This window comes from Hymenobacter aerilatus, assembly GCF_022921095.1.
GTDB classification, from domain to species: Bacteria; Bacteroidota; Bacteroidia; order Cytophagales; family Hymenobacteraceae; genus Hymenobacter; species Hymenobacter aerilatus.
Map to the genome: position 1 here is coordinate 2,253,134 of NZ_CP095053.1, position 22,422 is coordinate 2,275,555.

Below are 22,422 nucleotides of genomic sequence, written 5' to 3' on the forward strand. Positions count from 1 at the left end.
TCTCTTCACCGTATAAAGGCCCCGAGCAATCGGGGCCTTTCTCGATTATAACCGTTAGCTGTTATATGAAAAAGAAAATCGTAGCCCTCACGGGTGCAGGTATTTCGGCTGAGAGTGGCCTGGCTACCTTCCGCGGGTCCGATGGGTTGTGGGAAGGCCACCGCGTGGAGGACGTAGCCACGCCCGAAGGTTTTGCCAAAGACCCTACCCTGGTGCTGGAGTTCTACAACCAACGCCGCCGCGCCGCCCGTGAGGCGCAACCTAATGCGGGCCACCTTGCTCTGGCGGCGCTAGAACACGATTTCGACGTGGTGGTAGTGACGCAGAACGTAGACGACCTGCACGAACGCGCTGGGAGCAGCCACATCATTCACCTGCACGGCCAACTTTTCCAATCGCGGAGCACGCGCCACGAAGAGCTGGTGTATCCCATGACCGGCGACCGGATTGAGCTGGGCGACTTGTGCGAGCGGGGGCACCAACTGCGGCCTAATATTGTGTGGTTTGGCGAGGCGGTGCCACTGATGGAGCAAGCCGCTGCGGAAGCAGCCTCTGCCGATGTCTTTTTGGTGGTAGGCACCTCGCTGCAAGTGTATCCGGCGGCGGGGCTGGTCGATTATGCGCCGCGCTATTGCCCGGTATACGTTATTGACCCACAGCAACCGCCCCTGACCAGTCGTCGCCATGTACACTTTATTACCGAGCCAGCCAGCACGGGCATGGTGCGGGTGGCTGCTGAGCTACGGGCCGCGCTCTAATGAATTTCTAATCTACTTTTCGGTTGGCTTTTCGTAAGAAAGGGTTCACCTCCCTTCTATGCGAAAAGTAGTACTTCCCCTCTTGACAGTTTTTTTACTGTCAATGCATCTTGCCTGCGCTCAAGCCCCTACCCCGCCCACGCACACCGTTTATCTGTTAGGCAATACGGCCACAGCCGAGCTGCCCAATACACATCTCCAAAGCCTGCGCCGCACGCTGGAGCAAACGCTAGGTACTTTCACAGTAGTACACCTGGGCGACGTGGTGAGCAACAATGGCTTGGGCAGCAAGAAGGACTCCATGCGGGCCGGCGAAACAGAACGCATTGATGCCCTGATTGGCTTGGTGAAAGACCTACAGAAGGGTCGTATCTACTTCGTGCCCGGCGACAAAGACTGGGACAACTCCGGCCGAGAAGGCCTGAAGCGGGTGCGCCGACTTGAAAAGTATATCGAAAAGCAGCTGGGTGGGCAAGATGCCTTCCTACCTAGCAACGGCTGCCCCGGCCCCGACATCATCGACGTGGCGCCTAACGTTCGCCTAGTGGCCATCAACTCGCCCTGGTGGACGCACCCCTACCACAAGCCTGAGGCCCCTGACACGGATTGTAAAACACTCACGCAGGATGAGTTTCGGGAGGAACTACAGGATGCGCTGGAAGAAACCGATGGCCGCAACGTGCTGCTGCTAGGCCATCAGCCGGTGATTAGCAATGGTATCTACGGCGGGCATATGCCCCTGAGCCGGCACTTGTTGCCGCCCGTATTCGGCACACTCTACGCCGCCTACCGCCAGAACGTGGGTGCCCCCCGCGACATGGCTAATCCGGCCTATAAAGAGTTTACCAAGCAGATACTGGCGACGCTCCAGGAAAACCCCGGCGTGATTTACGCTGCCTCGCACGACTACAGCTTGCAGCTCAACCAGTTTCAGGGTAACTACCACCTCGTTTCTGGCAGCTTTGCAGAGAAAAAGCATGTGGGAGCCAACAGCAAGTCGCTGTTTAATAAGTCGGAAGAGGGCTTTTCGAAGCTGGAATACTTTGCCGATGGTACCGTGAAAGCGTATTTCTATACGTTTGATGCGGCTGGCACTGCGGCCAAGGAAGCGTATGCCAACACCGTGTTTCAGTCGGCGTGCCAGGAGCCGCGCCTGCCCAACGTGCCCGTGAATACCTATATTCCGGAGTGCCCATCAACCCCGAAGGGAGTAGCCGCGCCCAAACCTGATGCGCCCGCGCAAGCTACCGTCACGGTAGCGCCCGGTCCCCAATATGCGGCCGGCTCATGGCGGCGCTTTTGGATGGGCCCGCTCTACCGCACTTCCTGGACCCAGCCGGTGAAGGTGAAGACGCTCGATTTAACCACCGAGAAAGGCGGTTTGCGGCCGTTTGGGCGCGGGGGCGGACGCCAGACCACGTCGCTCAAACTCATTGCCGCCGACTCGTCGGAGTACGTGTTTCGGTCGGTGGACAAAGACGTGACGCGGATTCTGCCACCGGAGCTGCGCAACTCTGTGGCCGCCGATGTGCTGCGTGACATCACGCCCACGGCTCACCCGTATTCGGCGCTAGTTATCAGCTCGATGCTGGACAAAACGGACATTTTGCACGCCCGGCCGCGCCTGTTCATCCTACCCGACAACCAGCAGCTAGGCCCCTACCGTGAAGACTATGCTGGTTTGCTGGGCACGCTGGAAGACCGCCCCAAAGACCCCAAGCCTAACCTGCCTGGCTTCGGCAACTCCGACAACGTGCGACGCTCCGGCAGCTTCTTCCGCCAGCTGTATAAAAACAACAACAACCGCGTAGACGCCTACCAGTTAGGCAAAGCCCGCGCCTTTGATATGTTGGTGGCCGACTTCGGCAAGCACCAGGACAACTGGAAATGGGCCGGCTACGATAAGGGCAAAAAGACCATCTACGAGCCCATTCCGCGCGACCGGGACCAGGCCTTTACCAAGTGGAATGGGGTGCTCACCTACCTGGCCAACCGTAGTTGGGCTGTACCAAGCATAGAGGATTTTCAGGCTGAATTTCATGACATGAAAAGCCTGAACTGGCCCGCCCGCCACCTCGACCGGTTCCTACTTCAGTCGTTGAGCCGGCAGGACTGGCAGCAGATTGGCCAGTACATGCAGCAAACCATGACGCCCGCCGTCATTGACGAAGCCACCGCTACCCTACCCTCCGAGCTGAAGGATATTTCTACGGAAGAGCTGAACCGCAAGCTGAAAGCCCGCGTGCAGGAGCTACCCAAAGCGCTGGACAAATATTACTTGCTGCTGGCTAAGCGCGTAGATGTGGTAGGCTCCAATAAAGCCGAGGTATTTCTGGCTGACCGCCTACCCGATGGCAACCTGCGCGTACGGATGTACGACAAAGACAGCGACAAAGCCGACCAACTCGGCGAGCTGCTGTTTGACCGCACCTTCAAGCCCAACGAGACTGACGAGGTCTGCCTCTACGGCCTTGATGGCAAGGATATTTTCCGGGTGACGGGTGAGACGCGCAAGAGCGTTCTGCTGCGCATTATTGGCGGGGAAGGCAAAGACCAGATTGTCGATAACTCTCGCGTAACAGGCTTGCGCACGCTTACCAAGGTCTACGACGTGCCCGATACTGACCTGCAACTGGGTAGGGAGAGCGACAACCGCACCTCTACCCGTCCCGGCGTGAACCACTACGACCGGGAAGGCTTCGAGTATGACAGCTACCGCCCCAGCGCCACGCTAGGCTACAACCGCAACGATGGGTTTATCATTGGCGCGGGCATCAACTTCATGCAGCAGGGCTTCCGCAAGCCCGATTTCAAGAACATGTACTCGCTGGATATACGCGGCTCCAGCAACGGCAACTTCCAAGTAGGGGTAGGCGCGCGCTACCGCCACGCCATTGGGAAGTGGGATATTGGCGCCCGCACCGAGTACGGCGACTTTTTTCCCTACTACAATTTCTTCGGCTTAGGCAATAACACAGTGAAGGATGAAGGCCTGTACGACGCCCGGTACTACACGGCACGCTACAAAGGCTACACGATTGGTGGCTTTCTGGAGCGCACATTCTTCAACAACAAGAGCATTTTTCGGGTAGGCCCTACCTACGAGCAGTATACAAGCAGCTTTTCCGACAATAGCTACCTGGGCGAATTGCTGCGCAACCCTATAACCGACACGGCGGTACCCAATGCGGATTTTCAGCGCCTGATTGGGTTGAATGCTTTGTTTGATCTGGATTTGCGCGACCGGCAAAGCTTTGCCCAGCGCGGTGTGCGCCTGCTGGTGCAGCACGACAGCTACCACCAGCTCAACCGCGCCAAAGGGAATTTCGGCCTCACCCAGGGCTTCGCCGAGTACTACGGCACAGCCCGCATCGGCATTCCGATAACGCTGGTGGTGAAAGCCGGTGGTGCCAAAAACTATGGCGACCGGGACGAAATTCCATTCTACAAATACACCAGCCTGGGCCTGGCCGAAAACCTGCGTGGGTACTACCGCAACCGCTTCACCGGCGACGCCAGCCTCTACCTAAACACGGAATTGCGCTTGGCCCTGGGCCACGTCCAAACGTCGTTCCTACCCTTCTCCTACGGCATATTCGGGTTCTACGACCAGGGCCGCGTGTATTACCGCGGCAGCTCGCCCGATGGCTGGCACCGCGGTACTGGCGCGGGCTTCTATATAGCCCCTGTCACAGATCAGCTGGCGCTGTCGATTTCGTTTCAGCATTCGAAGGAGCAGAACGTACTGTTCCGCTTTGGGGTAGGCTTCCGCATCGACAAGTAGTGTAATTGGCTATATGAGCAGGCGGTCATGCTGAGCGCAGCGGAGTCGAAGTATCTCGCGTGCTGATGTCAGATAGCCATTCTGAAAAATGAAATCACCGGGACCACGCGAGATGCTTCGACTCCGCTGCGCTCAGCATGACCGTTCTATTCACTCCCCAGCCGAAGGCCAACGATGCCAATGACGAGGCACAAAATATTGTGTCTCTACTTCGTCCGGCTATATTTGAGCACTTTTTTCTCACGTTTCCCTCTCCCTATGGAATATCCACTGCTGAAACTGGCTGCTATTGATATTGGCTCCAACGCCGTCCGTTGCCAGATTTCGGCAGTTTTACTTTACGAAGGTCAGTTCCGACTGAAGCGCGTGGAGTACGTGCGCTACCCCATGCGCCTGGGCGAGGACGTGTTTGCCTCCGGTCAGATTTCGGCGCCTAAGAAGGAGAAGTTTGTGAAGTTTCTGCATTCGCTGAAGCTGCTGATGGAGGTGCACGACGTCAACCACCACCTTATTTGCGCCACCTCGGCCATGCGCACTGCTACCAATGCGCCCGGCATTGTGGCGCGGGTACGCGAGGAGCTGGGCCTGGAAATACAGGTGATTGACGGGCAGGCGGAAGCCGCGTACATCAACCGCGTGATGGAACACCTGCTGGAGGACAAGAAGCACTACCTGCACATCGATGTGGGCGGCGGCAGCACTGAGTTCAACATCTACCACGACCGCCACAAGGTAGCCTCGCAGTCTTTCGAGGTGGGCTCTATTCGGCGGATGCAGCAGGCCGAGCAGGGCACTGATGGCACTACCCTGGAAAGCACCTGGGACCGGATGGAAGCCTGGGTACGCGAGAATGCACGGCGCTACCACGTCACGCGCGCCATTGGCACAGGGGGCAACATTGGCAAGATTTACAACATGAGCAAGCCAACGCCCGGCACGCCTATCACGCGCAAAACCATTGCCGCTACCCTGCGCGGCCTCGAGGCCATGACCATGGACCAGCGCGTGAACGTGGCCATGCTCAACCCCGACCGCGCCGACGTTATTCTACCCGCCGGCAATATCTACCTTTCGGCCATGGAATGGGCCAACATCAAAACCATGCAAGTGCCCGACATCGGCCTGAAAGATGGCATGATGCAGACGCTGTTTGAAGACCACTTCGAGGAAATCCGCCCCGCCGCCAACCACTCCGGCCGCATGCCTTTCCCCAACCTACAAAGCAACCCCACTACGGAGTAAGTGGTGAGCTTATTAGATTAAGCTGAATATGCAAAAGCGTCTGTCATCCTGAGCAAAGCGAAGGACCTTATCACGCCTAAACGACTGACGTAACAACGTCCTGTTCTACCGTGATAAGGTCCTTCGCTTTGCTCAGGATGACAGACGCTTTTTTAGCGCATCACCTCACAACTTCACCACTCAGTCCTTGCTTGGCCCTAGGTGATGGTTAGGCGTTTCCAGCATTTCTTCTGCTTCATCGGTGTCGCATTCTTCCTCGCCCAGGGCGGCTACAGCCAGCGGATCGAGTAGCTCGTCGGCGGGTACCTCGGGGGCGGTGCCGGCCACAGCAGCGTGCTGGGCGGCAGCAATTGCTTGCTCGGTGCGACGGCGCTGCTGGTCCAGCAGTTCGAGTAGGCCCTCGGGCGTGGCGTTGGCCAGCAGCTCTGCATCGGGCAGGTAGAAAGCGCGGTGGATGTTGATGGCGGGTTCGTCGGCACCCGGCTTGAGGCGGATGTATGCCCCATCCTCGCGCATGAGGTAGGAATTCTGGTTGTCCAGCAGGTTCATCATCAGGATGCTGATGGCCTCACGCTTGAGCTGCGGATTCACAATCAGAAACAGCGCCTCAATACGCCGGTCAAAGGAGCGCACCATCATATCGGCCGAGCCGGCGTATACTTTCGGCTGCCCGACCTGATGAAAATAGAACAGGCGCGAGTGTTCCAAGTAGTCGCCTACAATGCTGCGCACCTCAATGTTCTCACTCAGCCCTACCCTACCCGGCCGCAAGCAGCAAATGCCGCGCACAATGAACCGAATGGGCACACCAGCCTTGCTGGCCTTGTAAAACTCATCTATCATCTCCTTGTCTTCCAAGGAATTCATCTTCATCACAATGCCGCTGGGCAGACCCTTCTTGGCATTCCTCACCTCCTCACGGATGAGGTGAATGAGTTGCTGACGCATATCCTTTGGCGCCGTGATGAGGTACTCGTAGTCGTCGGGCTGAGAGTGGCCGGTGATAACGTTAAAGAATTCCGACACGTCGTGACCATACACGTCGTTGGTCGTGAGCATGCTCACATCGGTGTAGAGACGCGAGGTTTGCTCGTTGTAGTTGCCTGACCCGATGTGCACGTAGCGCGTCACCTTCTCGCCTTCCTTGCGGATGATCTGCAACATCTTGGTGTGGGTCTTGTACTTTCCTACCCCGTAAATCACGAAGCAGCCGGCCTTTTCCAGCTTGGCGCCCTCACGAATGTTGCGCTCCTCGTCAAAACGCGCTTTCACTTCAAACAGCACCGACACGTGCTTGCCGTTCTCAGCCGCCTTCAGTAATGCCGCCGACACCCGCGAGTCCTCGGCCAAACGGTAAATGGTCTGCTTGATACCCAGCACGTAGGGGTCCTCGGCAGCCTGCTCCAGCAGCCGCACCATGGGCTCGATGCTGTTGTAGGGATGATGCAGCAGCACATCGTAGTGCTTGAGGTATTCAAACAAGTTTTCCTCGGCGCCTTCGGGCAGGCTAAGTGGAGGCACTGCCGCTGGCATGCGAGCCGCTTTGCCTCGGAAGTTCGGGTGCTTCAGAATCTGAAACAGCCCTTTCATATCAATCAGCGAGTTGATAACGAACACGTTGCCGTTGTCAATCTTCCAGCGCTCCTTCAGTACACTCAGCAAAATTGGGGAGGCGTTCTGCTCGATTTCCAGGCGTACTACCCTACCCTTCTTGCGCGTTTTCAAGCCCGACTGAATCTCTTTGATGAAATCCACGTCGATGTCGTCCGACTCTTCCAGCGTGAAATCACCGTTGCGGGTGATGCGGAACAGACTCGCCGCCAGAATATCCACGTTGCGGAACAGCTTGGGTAGGTTGGCCCGCACAATCTCTTCAATAGGAACAAACAGCACCCTGTCTTTGCGCGACAACTCGAAGAAGCGCGCCAGGTTCTGCGGAATCTGCACGAAGGTGAGGCGCTCCTGCCCTTTTTCCATATCGCCATCGCCTAGGCTACCGCTGCCCGCCCGCGTCACTACCCCAAAGATGAGCATCTGGTTCATCATCATGGGGAAGCCGTGGTAGGAATCGTATACCATGGGCGTAAGCAGCGGAAACACCGTGTTTTTGAAGTAACCGTCGGCCTTCTTCTGCTCAGTTTCCGTGAGGTCTTCCATCTTCAAAAGGCTGAAGCCGTTCTTTTCAAACAGCGGCTTCAGTTCATTCAGGAAGGTGAGCGACTGGTCGTTCACGAAGCGGTGGGCGAAGTCCAACAGTTTGCGCCGAAACGGCAGCTCGCGTAGCCCTGAATAGTCGATGCGCTCCTTACCGTAGTCGAGGTAGTTGTACAGCGACCCTACCCGAATCATGAAAAACTCGTCGAGGTTCGACGAGGTAATAGCCAGGAATTTCAGGCGGTCGAACAGCGTGCGGGCGGTATCCTTGGCCTGGTCGAGCACGCGGTAGTTGAAGCGCATCCAGCTCAGGTCGCGGCTGATGTACTTGCTTTTGCGGATGAGGTCGGAAGATTTAAAGAGTTTCATGAGATAGAAGGGCAGACTACGAGGCATAAGGCAGCAAGCTACACGCTATGCTTGTAGTTGGGCGGTTCAGATCGTACTACATCACTACGCGTAATACGCGGCCGGAAGATAAAAAAAGCCCGCTGGGCAGCGGGCTTTTTTTACAACGTTAAACGTCCAGCTTCGCGTATTTCGCGTTTCGCTCGATGAACTCGCGACGGGGGCCTACCTCGTCGCCCATCAGCATCGAGAACAGGTGGTCGGCCTCAGCAGCCGATTCTACAGTTACCTGCTTCAGAGAGCGAGTTTCGGGCTGCATGGTGGTTTCCCATAGCTGCTCGGCGTTCATTTCGCCCAAGCCCTTGTAGCGCTGTACGTTCACTGAGTCGGGCTTGCCGCGGCCCATTTCCTCCTGGGCATCCATGCGTTCTTGCTCGGTCCAGCAGTAGCGCTCCTCCTTACCCTTCTTCACGAGGTAGAGCGGGGGTAGGGCAATGTAGATGTAGCCCCGGTCCACTAGCTCACGCATGTAGCGGAAGAAGAACGTCAGGATCAGCGTGCGGATGTGCGAGCCGTCGATGTCGGCGTCGGTCATGATGATGACCTTGTGGTAGCGCAGCTTGTCGGTGTTCAGGGAGCTGTTGGTGGTACCATCGTCTTCGCTCACCTTCTTCTCCATACTCACGCCCAGGGCCGTAATCATGTTGCGGATTTCCTGGTTTTCGTAGATGTGGTGCTCTTGCGCCTTCTCCACGTTCAGGATTTTACCGCGCAGCGGCAAAATGGCCTGGAAGCCCCGGTTGCGGCCTTGTTTGGCAGTACCACCAGCCGAGTCACCTTCCACCAGGTACAGCTCACAGATAGCAGGATCCGTTTCCGAGCAGTCAGCCAGCTTGCCGGGTAGGGCCGTTGAGCCCAGCACGGTTTTGCGCTGCACCATCTCGCGGGCCTTGCGAGCCGCAATGCGGGCTTTAGCCGCCAGAATCACTTTTTCGATGATGATGCGGGCTTCCTTGGGGTTTTCTTCCAGAAACTGGTTCAGGATTTCACCTACCACCGTGTTCACGGCGCCGCTCACGTCAGAGTTGCCGAGCTTGGTCTTAGTCTGGCCTTCAAACTGCGGCTCGGCTACCTTCACGGAAATAACAGCTGTGAGGCCCTCGCGGAAGTCGTCGCCCTGAATCTCTACCTTCGCCTTCTCCAGCATCCCCGACTTATCGGCGTAGGCCTTCAGCGTGCGCGTGAGAGCCGCCCGGAAGCCAGCCACGTGCGTGCCGCCCTCGTGGGTGTTGATGTTGTTAACGTAGCTGAAGATGTGCTCCTGGTAGGAATCGTTGTACTGCAACGCTACTTCTACTGGGGTGCCGCCCTTCTCGCTTTCTACGTGGATGGGCTTGGGCATGAGCACCGTACGGCCGTTGTCGAGGTACTGTACGAACTCGCTCAGACCACCCTGCGAGTAGAATTCCTCGCCTAGGTAGCTGCCGTCTTCCTGCTGCTCACGGCGGTCGGTGAGGACAATGCGGATGCCTTTGTTGAGGTAGGCCAGCTCGCGCAGACGCCCTGCAATGGTTTCATATTTGTAAACCGACTCCGTGAAAATCGTATCGTCGGGCAGAAAATCTACCTGGGTGCCGTGCTCATCCGTCTCGCCGATTTCCTTTACCGGGTACTGTGGGAAGCCGATTTTATACTCCTGCTGGTACACCTTTCCTTTGCGGCGCACGGTTACCTTCAGGTCCTGGCTAAGCGCGTTTACGCAGCTCACGCCTACCCCGTGCAAGCCGCCCGACACCTTGTAGCTGTCCTTATCGAACTTGCCACCGGCGTGCAGCACGGTCATTACCACTTCCAGGGCCGAGCGACCTTCTTTCTGGTGAAAATCAACCGGAATACCGCGGCCGTTGTCGCGCACGGTGATAGAGTTGTTTTCGTTGATGGTCACCTCAATCCGGTCGCAATAACCAGCCAGGGCCTCATCAATAGAGTTGTCTACTACTTCCCACACCAAGTGGTGCAGGCCTTTGATGCCAATATCGCCAATGTACATGGCCGGGCGCTTGCGCACGGCTTCCAGTCCTTCGAGTACCTGAATGCTATCCGCGGAGTACTCGGCGGGGACTTTATTTTCGGTGGTTTCGCTCATGTGTCGCTTGTTGTTTCAGCGCAAAATTTAGTATACAAAGATACCGATTTTATCCGGTTTTTGCCAGTTTTCGCCCGGTTTGCGGCCCATAAACGTGGCCATTAAATCAAGCACTTTCAGGCCTGCCTACTGTCGACTTTTTTTAGGGGGTAAGAAGTGCTTCTCACTAACTGGCAATGGGTAAGAACGCACCAGTTGGCTTGCAATTATAAATCTATATTACTATATTAAGCAGCTCACCAAACTCCAACTGCCATGGCTACTCTACTCGCGCTTGCTGGTCGGCCCACTACGGTTCGGCGCATTCTGTCCTTGAAGTGGCACCGTCCGTCGCTGCTCACTACGGTACACCAGTTGCACAAAGCCGAGCGCCTGCGAAAGCAGCAGGAGTTGCAGGCGCAGGAAGAGGAACGCTGCTACGGCTATGCCTGGGTGAGTGCCTGCCAGGGCTTTGCTTCTATCTTTTGATTTCCTACCCTCTCGCAAACGAAAGCCCCGTTGCTACCTTAGTGTAGCAACGGGGCTTTCGTTTAGGATAGATATGTGGCTTACAGCTGCGCTAGGCGGCCCCCATCTACACGGAGCAGGGCGCCCTGCACAAACTTAGCATCCTCGGAGGCGAGGTAGGCAATGGCAGCGGCCACATCTTCGGGTTTTCCCACGTTGGCTTTGTCGATTTTCTCTACCCCGCTTTTGATGTTGGGATTCTCCCAGAGCATGGGCGTATCGATGGCGCCGGGTAGTACGGAGTTTACCCGGATATTCTTGGGCTGCCCCTCCAGCGCCGAGGAGCGCGTGAGCGACAGCACCGCCGCCTTAGCCGCCGCGTAGGGCGCTACCAGCGGGCTGGTTTCGATGGCGTGAATGCTGGATACGTTGACGATGGTACCGCCCTCGGGCATGTGCAAAAAAGCTTGCTTGGTGAAGTAGAACGTACCCAGCAAATCCACACTCAGCACACGCATCCAATCGTCGCCGGTTAGTTCTTCCAGGGGCTTGAAGTCCATCAGGCCCGCATTGTTGACGATGACATCCAAGCGGCCAAAATGCTTCAGCGCACTGGCTACTGTGGCCTCTACCTTCTTCTCTCTGGCCACATCGCAGACGCTGGTGTGCACAGCGGGGGCGCCGATATCCAGCACGATTTGCGCCGCTGCCTTCAGTTTTTTGTTATCGAGGCCTACCAACATTAGGCGGGCGCCTTCGGAGGCCAGCCGCTTGGCCACGGCCAATCCAATACCACTGTCGCCGCCGGTTACCAGCGCCACTTTATTCTCAAATCGCATACGTAGGTGTAGTTCGTGTCTTGAAAGAAACGGGAGGGGAAACTCGACAGTACTACGGCTCTGCGGACGGTGTGTTGGCTGGCGCGGTCGATTTATCCTGTTGTGCTTGCCGGGCCTGGGTTTTCTTGTTGCGCGCCCATGGCTCCTCGTTTTCGCTGGGCATGATGATGGGCACCTGCAAGCACACGCTTTGGGCGGGCAGCACCTGGCGCCAATCGTGGATGAGTTGTTTGTAGGCCTCCCCTACCGGCCGGATGTTGCGGTCAAGGTCGTAGAGGCCCAGTGGGTTCACGTGGCCGTTGTTTTCGCGCAGGGCCGTGTCCCAGTCTACCTGATCGGTGAGCGAGTACCACGTGAAGCCCACGATGGGCACGCCGTCGTTGCGCACGCGCAGCACGTTGGCCCACTCCTTCCAGAGCCACTGCACGGCCTCGTCACCATTGGGCCCTTGCCACAAGTTGGTTTCGGTGTGCATCACGGGTAGGCGGTATCGGTCGTGGTACTGCCGGGTAATCACGTGGTAGCCGAACACCTCGCCCGATGCGGTGGTGCTGCCATCGGCACGTACGCGGTGCTCGTTGGTCTTGTAGTAGTCGTTGCCCATGATGCAGTGGTGCTTGAGGTTACCCTTCAGAAAGAAGTGATATTCCTCGCGCGTCATGCCATTGTCCAGGAGATACTCGTACATCTCGGAGTCTACCCGGCGGCCGTAGTTGAGGTCGAGCGACAGAAACCGTTTGGCGTTCAGTTGCTCAGCGGGCTTGATAGCGGCGGGATTCTCAGCGTGGAAGTACTCCGACGACTCACTCTGGATAAACAGCGCATCGGGCCGCACCTCCAAAATGGCGTGCATGGCCAGCACATTGGCCTTCACAATGTACTTGAGGGCCGTCACGAAAGCCCTGTCACTGGCTAATTGCTCGTTCCACCAGCCATACAGCGCCGAAAACTCGGCGCAGATGTACATTTCATTGACGGGCGTGTAGAGCTGCACCCACGGAAAGCGCTCGGCAAAGGCCCGCGCATATTGCGCAAAGAGGGTAGGAAACTCACCGTTCTGAAAATTCCCTACCCAGTCGGGCACCCCAAAGTGGCACAGGTCTACGATGGGCACAATGTCGCGCCGCCGCAGCTCCCCAAACGTTTCATCCGCAAACGACCAATCGTATTTGCCCGGTCCCAGAAAGGTGGTGTGAATAGGCGGGCCATAACGCAAGAATGAAATACCCAGCTCTTGCACCCGATCAAAATCGGTGCGCCAATGCTGGTAGTGGCCACATTTTTCCAGCTCATCTACCCGCTCTGCGCCATGCTTGATGGTAGGGTTGCTGTTCTCGATGCCTGTAGCAAACAGAAAGAGAGAGTTCATAGGCCAAAACGTAGTGAGAGCAGAAAAAGTAGGTGACGAAGCCTCCACAGAACTACGCCAGAAGCTGAACCATATAGCCGATACTGATTTTGCTACCCCTGCGTTGTCAGGCCCCTCTCTTGGCCTGAAGCTGAACAGCGGTTGGGGTGAGAACAGGCCCGGCACACGACACGCTGTAGACCTATTCGCCTAATTCACTCAACAATTAGTGGTATCTATGGCTTTTTAAACAAGTAGCTGTCTACCCTGGGCAGTCGTCATTTCTTTTCCTACTCAATGATCCGTTCCGCCATTGCGGCCACAGGCAGCTATATCCCCGATACAATTGTTGGGAATGAAGATTTTCTGACAGCCCGGTTCTTCACGGCCGAAGGCACCGAGATAACACAGGAACCTTCTACCATTCTAGCAAAGTTTAGCGCCATCACGGGCATTCAGCAACGGCGGTATGCCCATACCGACCACAACGCTTCTGATCTGGGCTTCCTGGCAGCGCAAGATGCACTCACCAGCTCCGGCATCGACCCCGAAACGCTCGATTATATCATTGTAGCTCACAACTTTGGTGATGTAGTCTCGGGTAGCAACCGGGTAGATATGGTGCCCTCGCTGGCTTCGCGCATCAAAGAACGGCTGGCCATCCGCAACCCCAACTGCGTGGCCTACGATATGGCCTTTGGCTGCCCCGGTTGGCTGGAAGCCATCATACAGGCTAACTATTACATCCGCTCCGGCGACGCCCAGCGGTGCCTAGTTATCGGCACCGAAACCTTGTCCCGCATTGTAGACCCGCACGACCGCGACACTATGTTGTTCAGCGACGGCAGCGGCGCCGTTGTTTTGGAGGCCCGCTCGCAGGACGGCCGCGGCATTCTGGCGCATCATACCCAAACGCACGCCCACGAATACGCTGGCTTGCTGCAAATGGGCAAGTCCTACCACCCAGAAAAGGCGACGGAGCCAGAGCGCTACATGAAGATGAACGGCCGCCGACTCTACGAATTTGCCTTGCAACACGTACCGCTGGTTATTCAAACGGCGCTGCAAAAGGCGCAAGTACCGCTTCAGCAGATTCGCAAAGTGCTTATCCATCAGGCCAATGAGAAAATGGATATTGCCATACTGCAGCGCCTTTTCAAACTGTATGGTGAGGAATACACCAACCAGGAGCTGATGCCCATGACTATTAGCTGGCTAGGCAATAGCTCGGTGGCTACTATCCCTACCCTACTCGATCTGTTGCAGAAAGGCCAGCTACCCGGCCACCACATTGAAGCGGGAGATGTTGTGCTGTTTGCTTCTGTAGGGGCCGGCATGAACATCAATGCCGTCGTATATCAGTTTTGACATAGAACAAGCCAGCCAGCGCCGGATTAGCACTGATGGTGACAGATAGAAGACAAACAAAGGCAAGAACACAGCACTTTACGTGTTTTGCCCCGTTAAACCCGTATTTTTTTCTCTAAATGAAGCTCGTAGAAAAAGGTAGTCCTGGTGCTAAGTCACCAGGGGCCACCTTTTCTACGAGCTTTATTCATGACTCTATCCCTCAAGCAGACCGTCGTCATTACGGGTGCTTCTAGCGGCATTGGCCTCGTCACGGCCCGGATGGCTGCGAAACGCGGTGCCCGCCTTGTAGTAGCGGCCCGCAACACCGAAGCCCTGGAACAACTGGCCGAAGAAATTCGCAGCCAAGGCGGGCAGGCCATTGCAGTTACCGCCGATGTGGGCCAGGAAGAGGACGTGGCACGCATCGCCAGCGAAGCTATTGCCGCCTTTGGCAGCTTCGATACCTGGGTCAATAATGCTGGTGTGTCCATTTTCGGCACGTGCGAAGAGGTGACCATATCCGACATGCAGCGTATGTTCCAGACCGATTTCTGGGGAACAGTGTATGGTTCTCGCGTGGCAGTCCAACACTTCAAAGAGCGAGGTAGCGCGGGCGCTCTTATCAATGTAGGCAGCTTGTTTGGCGACTGGGCTCCTCCGGTGCAGTCTACCTACTCGGCAGCTAAGCATGCCCTGCACGGCTGGACCAATGCCCTGCGCATGGAGCTGGAAAAGGAAAAAGCACCCGTATCTGTCACGCTGGTTCACCCTGGCCGCATCGATACGCCTTACAACGAGCATGCGCGCAGCTATCTGGACAAGCAGCCTTCGCACCGGGGCATGATTTATCCGCCCGAAGCCGTGGCCGACGCTATTCTGTTCTCGGCAGAGCACCCCAAGCGAGACATGTATGTGGGTGGGCAAGCCAAAATTTACGCCATGCTCGCCCCGCTTTTCCCACGTCTCACCGATAAGGTACTGGAGCTATGGCTCTACCCCACGCAGCACGACGACCGGCCTTCACGCAGCCGCGAAGACAATGCCCTTTATCGCGCTGGCTACGGTCTGCACGAGCGAGGCACGCACCACGGCTGGTTCCGTTCGGGTAGCCTCTACGTGCAAATGCAAAAACATCCGCTCCTATCGGCAGCGGCCGTGGCGGGCTTAGGCGTTGCAGCTCGACTTTGGGCAAAAAGCCGACAAGCGGCATAGACAGCTAGCTGGCTAGTCCACATGCACCCCAACAAGCTACGTCCTGCCAATATGCTCGCTTGCTTCGGCAATGCAGGGTAAGGAAAGCGACTCCCTTTTCTAGCGTCTTCTCACCATCTACGTGAGCCCTCAGCTTGTACCACTGCTACCAAGCAGCTTGATTGGGCTGAGGCTCACCTATTGCCCCCTCCTTTCCTCTACCTCATGGAAAAATCTCCAGCTTCTGATCCTACGAAAGCAGGCAAAACGGAACAGCAAACTGCTTCCGACAACGTGCCGAAAAGCGGTGAACGGCCCGACCAAGGCAAAGCGCCCGCTATGAACCCGTGGGAAAACTCAAATAAGGACGATGCGGATAAGCGCATCATGGATGCCCCCGATACAGTAGAAGCCCGACAGCAAAACCCCATCTTGGCGCAGCCACCCATGGAGTTTACAGGCCTTACCTTGGGGAAGCCCGCCACAGTAGCTGCTGGCATCACGGCAGTGTTGAAATCAGGCAGCTTTGCTTTTAGCGAGGATGGCCCTATTCGGGGTACGCATGCACTCTTGAAGCTGAACCAAAAGAATGGTTTCGATTGCTCGAGCTGCGCCTGGCCCGACCCCGATGGGCATCGCTCGGTAGCCGAATTCTGCGAAAACGGCGCAAAGGCCACGGCCTCCGACTCGCAGGATGAGCGCGTAGACCCGGATTTCTTTGCCAAGCATAGCCTAGCGGACCTCTCGCGCATGACCGACCGCGACCTGAACAATGCCGGCCGCCTCACTCACCCGATGGTGCTGCGGCCGGGGGCTACCCACTACACGCCTATTTCGTGGCCCGAGGCGTTTCAACTAGCTGCCGATGAGCTGAATGCCCTAGCCTCGCCCGACGACGCCATTTTCTACACCTCAGGCAAGGTGCCCAACGAGCCCGCCTACCTCTACCAGCTCTTTGTACGGCAATTTGGCACCAATAATATGCCCGATTGCTCCAATATGTGCCACGAGAGCAGCGGCGCGGCTATGAGCCCTACCACGGGTCTGGGCAAGGGCTCGGTCACGCTCAATGACATCTACGAGGCCGAGGTCATCATCGTCATTGGGCAGAACCCCGGCACCAACCACCCACGCATGCTGTCGGCCTTACAGAAGGCCAAGCGTAACGGTGCCAAGATCATCAGCATCAACCCCTTGCAGGAAGCGGGTTTGTTGCACTTCAAAAATCCGCAGGACTTCATGAACCCGCTGCTGGCGTTGGGTACGCTGCTCGGCAATGGCACCCCCATTACCGACGTGTACCTGCAGGTTCGCATCAACAGCGACCAGCTGGTGATACGGGGCCTAATGAAGTGCCTGCTCGAAGCGGAGCAGCTCAACCCCAACCAAGTACTCGACCACGCCTTCATTCGGAAGTACACCACCGGCTACGAGGAAGTTATAGAAACGCTGCACAACACGAGCTGGGCGGACATTGAAGAAGCCAGTGGTCTGACTAAGGCCGAAATTCAGGAAGCGGCCAACCTGATTGCCCGCCACAAGAAAGTGATTACCTGCTGGGCCATGGGCCTTACACAGCAGAAAAACGGCGTGTATACCATTCAGGAGATTATCAATATGCACTTTATGAAGGGGGCCATTGGTACGGCTGGCGCAGGCCTGTGTCCGGTGCGCGGCCACTCCAACGTGCAGGGCGACCGGACCATGGGTGTTTGGGAGCGACCCACCGATGATTTCCTGGATTCGTTGGAAAAGGAGTTCAACTTTCAGTCCCCGCGTGAGCACGGCCTCGATACCGTCGATTCGGTGAAGGCCATGCACGATGGCAAAATCAAGGTATTTATGGCCATGGGCGGTAACATGCTCTCGGCCTGCTCCGACACGGAGTTTGTGGCGGAAGCCATGCGCAAACTACGCCTATCCATCCACGTGACGCCGAAGCTCAACCGTGGCCACCTCACCAACGGCGAAATGGCTCTGTTGCTGCCGTGCTACACCCGGGTAGATATCGATATGCAGAAATCGGGGCAGCAATTTATGTCCTGCGAAAACTCGATGGGCGTAGTGAGCATGAGTAAGGGCGTGCTAGAGCCCCTGCAAGGCGAGATGCTGAGCGAGGTGGCCATTGTGTGTGGCATTGCCATTGCCACGCTGGGCGAGCGTACTTCCGTGGACTGGGTAGGCTGCACCGAAAACTATGACCTGATTCGCGACTACGTAGCCCGCACGATTCCTGGGTTCGAGCAGTTCAACGAGAAGATTCGCCGCCCGGGTGGGTTCTACCTACCCAACGGCCCACGGGAGCGCACCTTCACCACCGAAAACGGCAAGGCCAATTTCACCTGCACGCCCTACGAAAAGCACGTGCTCGAACCCGGCCAACTGGTGCTCATGACCATCCGCTCGCACGACCAGTTCAACACCACTGTGTATGACTACAACGACCGCTACCGCGGCGTGTACAACGAGCGACGCGTGATTTTCATGAACCCCGAGGATATGGCGGACCGGGGCATCCAGGAAAAGCAGCAGGTCAATATCACTAGTCACTTCGAAGACCAGGAACGTCACGCTGAGAAGTTCATCGTGGTACCCTACAACATTCCGAAGGGCAATTGCGCGGTATATTTCCCTGAGGGCAACGTGCTGGTACCCATTGGCTCCGTGGCGTATAAGAGCAACACGCCTACCTCTAAGTTTGTGGTGGTGACGGTAGCCCCAGTAGAAATGCCCATCGGCACCCAAATTCCTACCTTCCACCAAGTGGCAGTGCCGGCGTAGGTATCAACGCAACACCATTCGCTTGAAGTAGCAGCAAGAGCTGGCTCCCTGAATTAAAGGGAACCAGCTCTTTGCGTTAGGACTATGCCGTATCAATGCAACCCATAGGTACATTCTACCTGTTGTCTGGAAAGGCGTATGGGTAGGGACCAGTGAAGAGGTTCATAGCGGCAAATGCGTAGGGCAATATCCCGATTTACCCGGAGTAGATTACGGGTTTTTCCGGTGGTAGTGCGCCCATACCGTGGCGTATAACTAGCAGGCGCCCAATGTGCTTCGACCAGACTAAGCCTGCTGATTGTGTCGGTGGTGATACTGGTTTATGCGGTGTGGCCTCACTTCATCGAGTGGAAAGCGCATCGCCGTACATGAGCACAGACTAGCAACCAGCGAGATAGAAGGCAGTGCCTTCTAGAGCGGGGCAAGCGTGTGGTTGAGTTTCTTCTATCGTTTCAATTTTTGGTATGGCTTCTTCATTTGTCCGGCGTCATCCGGTTGTAACCGGCTTGTTGGTGCTGGTTGGTTTCGTGTTGATAGGTGGTGGTATTGCCTATTTTTCCACCGACCGCGGCAAGGAACTGCTGCCTACCCTAGAGCAACCAACGCTCAACATCAGCAACATCACCCGCGAAAAGATTAAGGGCAACATGGTGGTGCAGATGCGCAATCACGCGCCCATTACGCTCCGCATCGATAGCCTGCACTACACTACCCGCGTAGACGGCAAGCAACTGGCGCAAGGCCATAAAAGTCAGCCGCTTGTGCTTCATAAGAATGCTACTAGTCGCTTGGAGCTTCCATTGGAGCTGAACCTACCCCAGCTGACCCGCAAAGCCCAGGAGGCGCAGCGCGACTGCGTAACGGTGCAGATGCACACCGTACTGTACGCCACCCTGCCGGTGGCAGGCCCCCAGCAATTTCCTGTGGATGTGCGCAAACGCGTGTACATACCCAAGCTACCCAAGATTGAAGTGGCCGACGTAAAAATCACCAAGCTAGGGTTGCAAGAGGGCAAAGCGCAGGTCTACCTGCGCGTAACCAACTACGAGTCCATTCCTTTCACCATCAAACAGGTCAGCTACCACTTTCAAGTAGAAGACGACCTTGATGTGCAGGGCCAGGAGACTCAAAACGTCACGTTTAAGAAAAAAGGCACTGAACTGATGCCCATCCTTGTCCGGTTCGAGCCTAAATCCATGCCCAAAGTGCTGTTTAAGTCGATATTCAAGGCGGGCAAAACCAACTACCGGCTTACGGGCACGGCCACTGTGGCCGCCGGCCAGGCAAGCGCCCGCGATGCAACGATGAAGTTCAACAGCCAGGGCACTGTGAAAGAGCTGAAAGAGCTGGCCAAGGGCAAGAAGAGCGACTAGCGGCCAAGGCAGTACAGCGCACCGTGGCGCTTAGCACACGTTGTATTTCACAGGCAGCTTCTGCTTCCTATCCCCTACCCCACAGCTAGCTGATGACAGCTGGTTGCCATTCGGTGTGCTTACACCTTACGCAGGCAGTCGTCGGCGCAACATCACTCGAAACCACCCGGGCGCAGCTGGCACAGGCATATTTGCCGGGGGCTTTGGGCTGCTCCTGCCGAAACTGCTCGTCGCGCAGGGGTAGGATAGACAGTCCCGGCCGGGGCTCAGAAAACTTCACGAAAGAGAAACCTCCGTTGGCTTCCTGGTAGACTCGTTGCACGTTGCCCAGGTTATCAATGCTTTCATTGCGCAAGCGAGCCAGCAGCTGCTCCCGCGACATCACGCTTTCCTCTAATTTATCGAGCTGCAACTCGCCTTCTTTAACCAGGATGGCGAAGTCGTCCAGCACAAATGTTTCCAGCTTTTCGTGGCGTGCGGCCTGCCAGGCAACTACCTGCTGGTAGCCCACGATAATAGCCACGGCCACCACCACGGGTAGCAGCCCCCGATCGGGAGCCATCAGCGCCACGCCATTGGCTCCGGCCAGCGAGACGAGGGCAATCATCTCGTTGCGGGTAAGTATAGAGCCCATGCGGTTGCCCATCAGCCGCATGGCCAGCACCAGCAACAGGTAGATGAACACAATGCGCAGAATAGCTTCCAGAAAGAAGCTTGGTGGCACCTCCCCGAAGAGAATACGCAACCAGTCTGTGAGATGAATGTCTTCGGGCTTCATACTTTATGATGCAGATACGGCATACGTCCAGGCAGAGGCGCCGCAACGTGGGCAAGTGGTTGATTGGGGTGATGGAAGCGGCTCTGGCTCGGTATATCCACAGTGCCCGCAAGCCCGCAGGTCCTCGGCGCGAGGAGCGTCTTGGTGCAGCCCTACATCTGGTGCAGGCAAAACCGACAGGCCAGGTTTAGGTTCGGCTTGGCGATAGAGGCTAAACTCGCCGTTTGTTTCCAGATACACGCGTTTAAGCTGCCCCAGATGCCTGATATCTTCGGTTCGTAGGCTGGCAAAAAGCTGCGCGCACGATAAGTTAGCCTTACGCATGGCTTCCCAATCCAGCACGCCATCCACGAGCAGAATCTGCAAGTCGCCCTGCGTCAGCAGCTCTACCTGACGGTAGCGGAACGTCAGCCAGTTAACGAACCGGAACAGCAGTAGGGTACATACCAGAATAAGAGCACTGTGCGCTAGCCCACGGTCTGGCACTTCCATCCCTACCGATACAATGCCGCCTAGCATAATCATCACGGCCAGCTCAATGCGCGTGAGCTGCGCGTTCATGCGCTTGCCTAGTAAGCGCATCACCAGTAGCAACACCACATAGATGATGCAGGTGCGCACAACGACCTCCAGCAGGAACTCAACCGGCGCATTGCCTAGCAGAATCCGCTGCCAATCCATAAACTCTATTTCCTCCTTCTTCACGCGCTCGTATTTTCTACAGTATGATAGGAATATGCCACAACCAGATTGATACGCTTCACTAACTCGGTAGCCAACTGCCAGCTACGAAACGACAATTCGTGGCTTTGGCCCCTTCCCGCAACACCCAGTTGCCGGGCTGATTTATCCAACATAGGTGACCGTCTGGTGTTACCTCACGCGCAAAATTCAGGGAGCATACGTCAAGGGTTTCGGTTCCTACCTGATGTACTCGCAAGTGCTCTACGTACTGCAACACAAGCTTGTCTTCCTCTACGTAGGCGGGGTGCAGCGCCAGATTGTGGGCGGGCGAGGGCATAGCCGCCGATGGATACAAGAGACCATCGAAGGCTGTACCCAATTGGCACGCTTCCGCTACAGCAATGGACAACCGATAATGATGCTGGTTGTCGTCGTGTACGGTTCTAGTGAATAGGTCGGTCAGGAAAGCGGCCAGCTGACGCCGGGGTGCGGGCAGATCAGCCAGGGCATCGCGGAGTGCCTTTTGCCGATCTGTGTGCGGGTCGTCGATGCAGCGGTCGGCGTAGCCGAAGCTAGCTAGACGCAGCGGTTGCTGGGTTTGCCAGCGACTGATAACAATCTGGTCGCCGGGCTGCACACCCGCCTCAAAAAAGGGCGGATGCCAGGTAGCACTGCAATAAAACATGGGCTGCCCGGCACGATTGGCGCGCTGATCGGCTATTACCCGGTTGGCAGGTGGGTAGGAGACATCGGCCAGCGTAGCAGGCAGGTCTTTGCTTACGATGCCTCGGTACAAAAGCAAACCAGCCGGAAACTCAAGACACTGCAGTTCCTGCTGTTCTAGCAGGTTGCGCACGCGGTCGGTGAGTTCCTCAATGGAGTGTTGCCGCAGATCCAGCTGTTGTAAAGCTGCTATCTGGTGCGGCACCGTGGCCTGGGGGTCGTTTGAAGGAGTGCGAGCAGTCATACGGTATACGGCAGCTGGCAGGGGGTGGAAATAGCGTTACGTCTAAAAAGTAGAGTAGATCAGCCTACGCAATAGGAAGCAGCGGTTGCGGGTACGTGTTCTGCTAGCAGCATTTGTGGCCCTTGGTACGCAGCAGCCGGCAGCACATCCAATAGCTTACCACCAGGCCTGGACCGCAATTGCTCCGATAGGTTTGCAGCCACTCCACACCAGTATAGATGCAGCCCCTGCG

Annotated in this window: 15 protein-coding genes; 8 read left to right on the forward strand and 7 right to left on the reverse strand. The window is 56.6% G+C overall.

Going from position 1 to position 22,422, the window contains the following annotated elements; genetic code table 11:
• Positions 1-65 precede the first annotated feature (65 nt).
• The 3 genes from MUN82_RS09720 to MUN82_RS09730 all read left to right on the forward strand — a co-directional run bounded on the left by MUN82_RS09720 (position 66) and on the right by MUN82_RS09730 (position 5,784).
• Positions 66-758 carry an SIR2 family NAD-dependent protein deacylase gene (locus tag MUN82_RS09720; protein ID WP_245097042.1) on the forward strand — a complete coding sequence of 231 codons (693 nt, stop codon included), beginning with the start codon at positions 66-68 and terminating at the stop codon, positions 756-758.
• A 103-nt stretch (positions 759-861) separates the two neighbouring features.
• The gene (locus MUN82_RS09725; protein WP_245097044.1) at positions 862-4,542 is read left to right on the forward strand and encodes a BamA/TamA family outer membrane protein; all 3,681 of its coding nucleotides are present in this window, start codon (positions 862-864) and stop codon (positions 4,540-4,542) included.
• Positions 4,543-4,800: 258 nt separating this feature from the next.
• Positions 4,801-5,784: a Ppx/GppA phosphatase family protein gene (locus MUN82_RS09730; RefSeq protein ID WP_245097046.1), complete on the forward strand. Its 984-nt coding sequence runs from the start codon at positions 4,801-4,803 to the stop codon at positions 5,782-5,784.
• A 180-nt stretch (positions 5,785-5,964) separates the two neighbouring features.
• Here MUN82_RS09730 and ppk1 read toward each other — a convergent pair whose 3' ends face one another.
• Entirely contained in the window at positions 5,965-8,307 is a 2,343-nt protein-coding gene (ppk1, locus tag MUN82_RS09735) for a polyphosphate kinase 1 (RefSeq protein WP_245097047.1), read from the reverse strand.
• A gap of 148 nt (positions 8,308-8,455) precedes the next feature.
• Entirely contained in the window at positions 8,456-10,432 is a 1,977-nt protein-coding gene (gyrB, locus tag MUN82_RS09740; protein ID WP_245097049.1) for a DNA topoisomerase (ATP-hydrolyzing) subunit B, read from the reverse strand.
• Positions 10,433-10,687: 255 nt separating this feature from the next.
• Here gyrB and MUN82_RS09745 point away from each other — a divergent pair, with 255 nt between their 5' ends.
• On the forward strand, positions 10,688-10,900 hold the full coding sequence (locus tag MUN82_RS09745; RefSeq protein WP_245097051.1) for a hypothetical protein: 213 nt from the start codon (positions 10,688-10,690) through the stop codon (positions 10,898-10,900).
• Between the two features lie 80 nt (positions 10,901-10,980).
• Here MUN82_RS09745 and MUN82_RS09750 read toward each other — a convergent pair whose 3' ends face one another.
• Complete coding sequence (locus MUN82_RS09750) at positions 10,981-11,718, reverse strand: SDR family NAD(P)-dependent oxidoreductase (protein ID WP_245097053.1); 738 nt, start codon at positions 11,716-11,718, stop codon at positions 10,981-10,983.
• Between the two features lie 52 nt (positions 11,719-11,770).
• Complete coding sequence (locus MUN82_RS09755) at positions 11,771-13,087, reverse strand: family 1 glycosylhydrolase (RefSeq protein WP_245097054.1); 1,317 nt, start codon at positions 13,085-13,087, stop codon at positions 11,771-11,773.
• Between the two features lie 276 nt (positions 13,088-13,363).
• On the opposite strand from MUN82_RS09755, the gene MUN82_RS09760 reads away from it, so the two are divergent.
• The 4 genes from MUN82_RS09760 (at position 13,364) to MUN82_RS09775 (ending at position 19,761) form a co-directional block, all read left to right on the forward strand.
• The gene (locus tag MUN82_RS09760; RefSeq protein ID WP_245097055.1) at positions 13,364-14,434 is read left to right on the forward strand and encodes a 3-oxoacyl-ACP synthase III family protein; all 1,071 of its coding nucleotides are present in this window, start codon (positions 13,364-13,366) and stop codon (positions 14,432-14,434) included.
• Between the two features lie 189 nt (positions 14,435-14,623).
• Complete coding sequence (locus tag MUN82_RS09765; protein ID WP_245097057.1) at positions 14,624-15,628, forward strand: SDR family oxidoreductase; 1,005 nt, start codon at positions 14,624-14,626, stop codon at positions 15,626-15,628.
• Between the two features lie 204 nt (positions 15,629-15,832).
• Positions 15,833-18,388, forward strand: a complete 2,556-nt coding sequence (locus MUN82_RS09770) for an FdhF/YdeP family oxidoreductase (protein WP_245097059.1) — start codon at positions 15,833-15,835, stop codon at positions 18,386-18,388.
• 464 nt (positions 18,389-18,852) lie between these two features.
• On the forward strand, positions 18,853-19,761 hold the full coding sequence (locus tag MUN82_RS09775; RefSeq protein ID WP_245097061.1) for an LEA/WHy family protein: 909 nt from the start codon (positions 18,853-18,855) through the stop codon (positions 19,759-19,761).
• 85 nt (positions 19,762-19,846) lie between these two features.
• On the opposite strand, the gene MUN82_RS09780 is transcribed toward MUN82_RS09775, so the two are convergent.
• From MUN82_RS09780 to MUN82_RS09790, 3 genes are read right to left on the reverse strand one after another with little or no spacing between them, the layout of a single operon-like run.
• The gene (locus MUN82_RS09780) at positions 19,847-20,539 is read right to left on the reverse strand and encodes a DUF421 domain-containing protein (protein WP_245097063.1); all 693 of its coding nucleotides are present in this window, start codon (positions 20,537-20,539) and stop codon (positions 19,847-19,849) included.
• Positions 20,540-20,542: 3 nt separating this feature from the next.
• Positions 20,543-21,244 carry a DUF421 domain-containing protein gene (locus MUN82_RS09785; protein WP_245097065.1) on the reverse strand — a complete coding sequence of 234 codons (702 nt, stop codon included), beginning with the start codon at positions 21,242-21,244 and terminating at the stop codon, positions 20,543-20,545.
• Between the two features lie 58 nt (positions 21,245-21,302).
• On the reverse strand, positions 21,303-22,190 hold the full coding sequence (locus tag MUN82_RS09790; RefSeq protein WP_245097066.1) for an RES family NAD+ phosphorylase: 888 nt from the start codon (positions 22,188-22,190) through the stop codon (positions 21,303-21,305).
• Positions 22,191-22,422 lie beyond the last annotated feature (232 nt).

What these genes read in the sequence shown, in the direction of transcription:
- MUN82_RS09755 (WP_245097054.1), bottom strand. Translation starts at nt 13,087, where the DNA reads ATGAACTCTCTCTTTCTGTTTGCTACAGGCATCGAGAACAGCAACCCT.
- MUN82_RS09765 (WP_245097057.1), top strand. Translation starts at nt 14,624, where the DNA reads ATGACTCTATCCCTCAAGCAGACCGTCGTCATTACGGGTGCTTCTAGC.
- MUN82_RS09725 (WP_245097044.1), top strand. Translation starts at nt 862, where the DNA reads ATGCATCTTGCCTGCGCTCAAGCCCCTACCCCGCCCACGCACACCGTT.
- MUN82_RS09730 (WP_245097046.1), top strand. Translation starts at nt 4,801, where the DNA reads ATGGAATATCCACTGCTGAAACTGGCTGCTATTGATATTGGCTCCAAC.
- MUN82_RS09750 (WP_245097053.1), bottom strand. Translation starts at nt 11,718, where the DNA reads ATGCGATTTGAGAATAAAGTGGCGCTGGTAACCGGCGGCGACAGTGGT.
- gyrB (WP_245097049.1), bottom strand. Translation starts at nt 10,432, where the DNA reads ATGAGCGAAACCACCGAAAATAAAGTCCCCGCCGAGTACTCCGCGGAT.
- MUN82_RS09760 (WP_245097055.1), top strand. Translation starts at nt 13,364, where the DNA reads ATGATCCGTTCCGCCATTGCGGCCACAGGCAGCTATATCCCCGATACA.
- MUN82_RS09770 (WP_245097059.1), top strand. Translation starts at nt 15,833, where the DNA reads ATGGAAAAATCTCCAGCTTCTGATCCTACGAAAGCAGGCAAAACGGAA.
- ppk1 (WP_245097047.1), bottom strand. Translation starts at nt 8,307, where the DNA reads ATGAAACTCTTTAAATCTTCCGACCTCATCCGCAAAAGCAAGTACATC.
- MUN82_RS09775 (WP_245097061.1), top strand. Translation starts at nt 18,853, where the DNA reads ATGGCTTCTTCATTTGTCCGGCGTCATCCGGTTGTAACCGGCTTGTTG.
- MUN82_RS09745 (WP_245097051.1), top strand. Translation starts at nt 10,688, where the DNA reads ATGGCTACTCTACTCGCGCTTGCTGGTCGGCCCACTACGGTTCGGCGC.
- MUN82_RS09790 (WP_245097066.1), bottom strand. Translation starts at nt 22,190, where the DNA reads ATGACTGCTCGCACTCCTTCAAACGACCCCCAGGCCACGGTGCCGCAC.
- MUN82_RS09780 (WP_245097063.1), bottom strand. Translation starts at nt 20,539, where the DNA reads ATGAAGCCCGAAGACATTCATCTCACAGACTGGTTGCGTATTCTCTTC.
- MUN82_RS09720 (WP_245097042.1), top strand. Translation starts at nt 66, where the DNA reads ATGAAAAAGAAAATCGTAGCCCTCACGGGTGCAGGTATTTCGGCTGAG.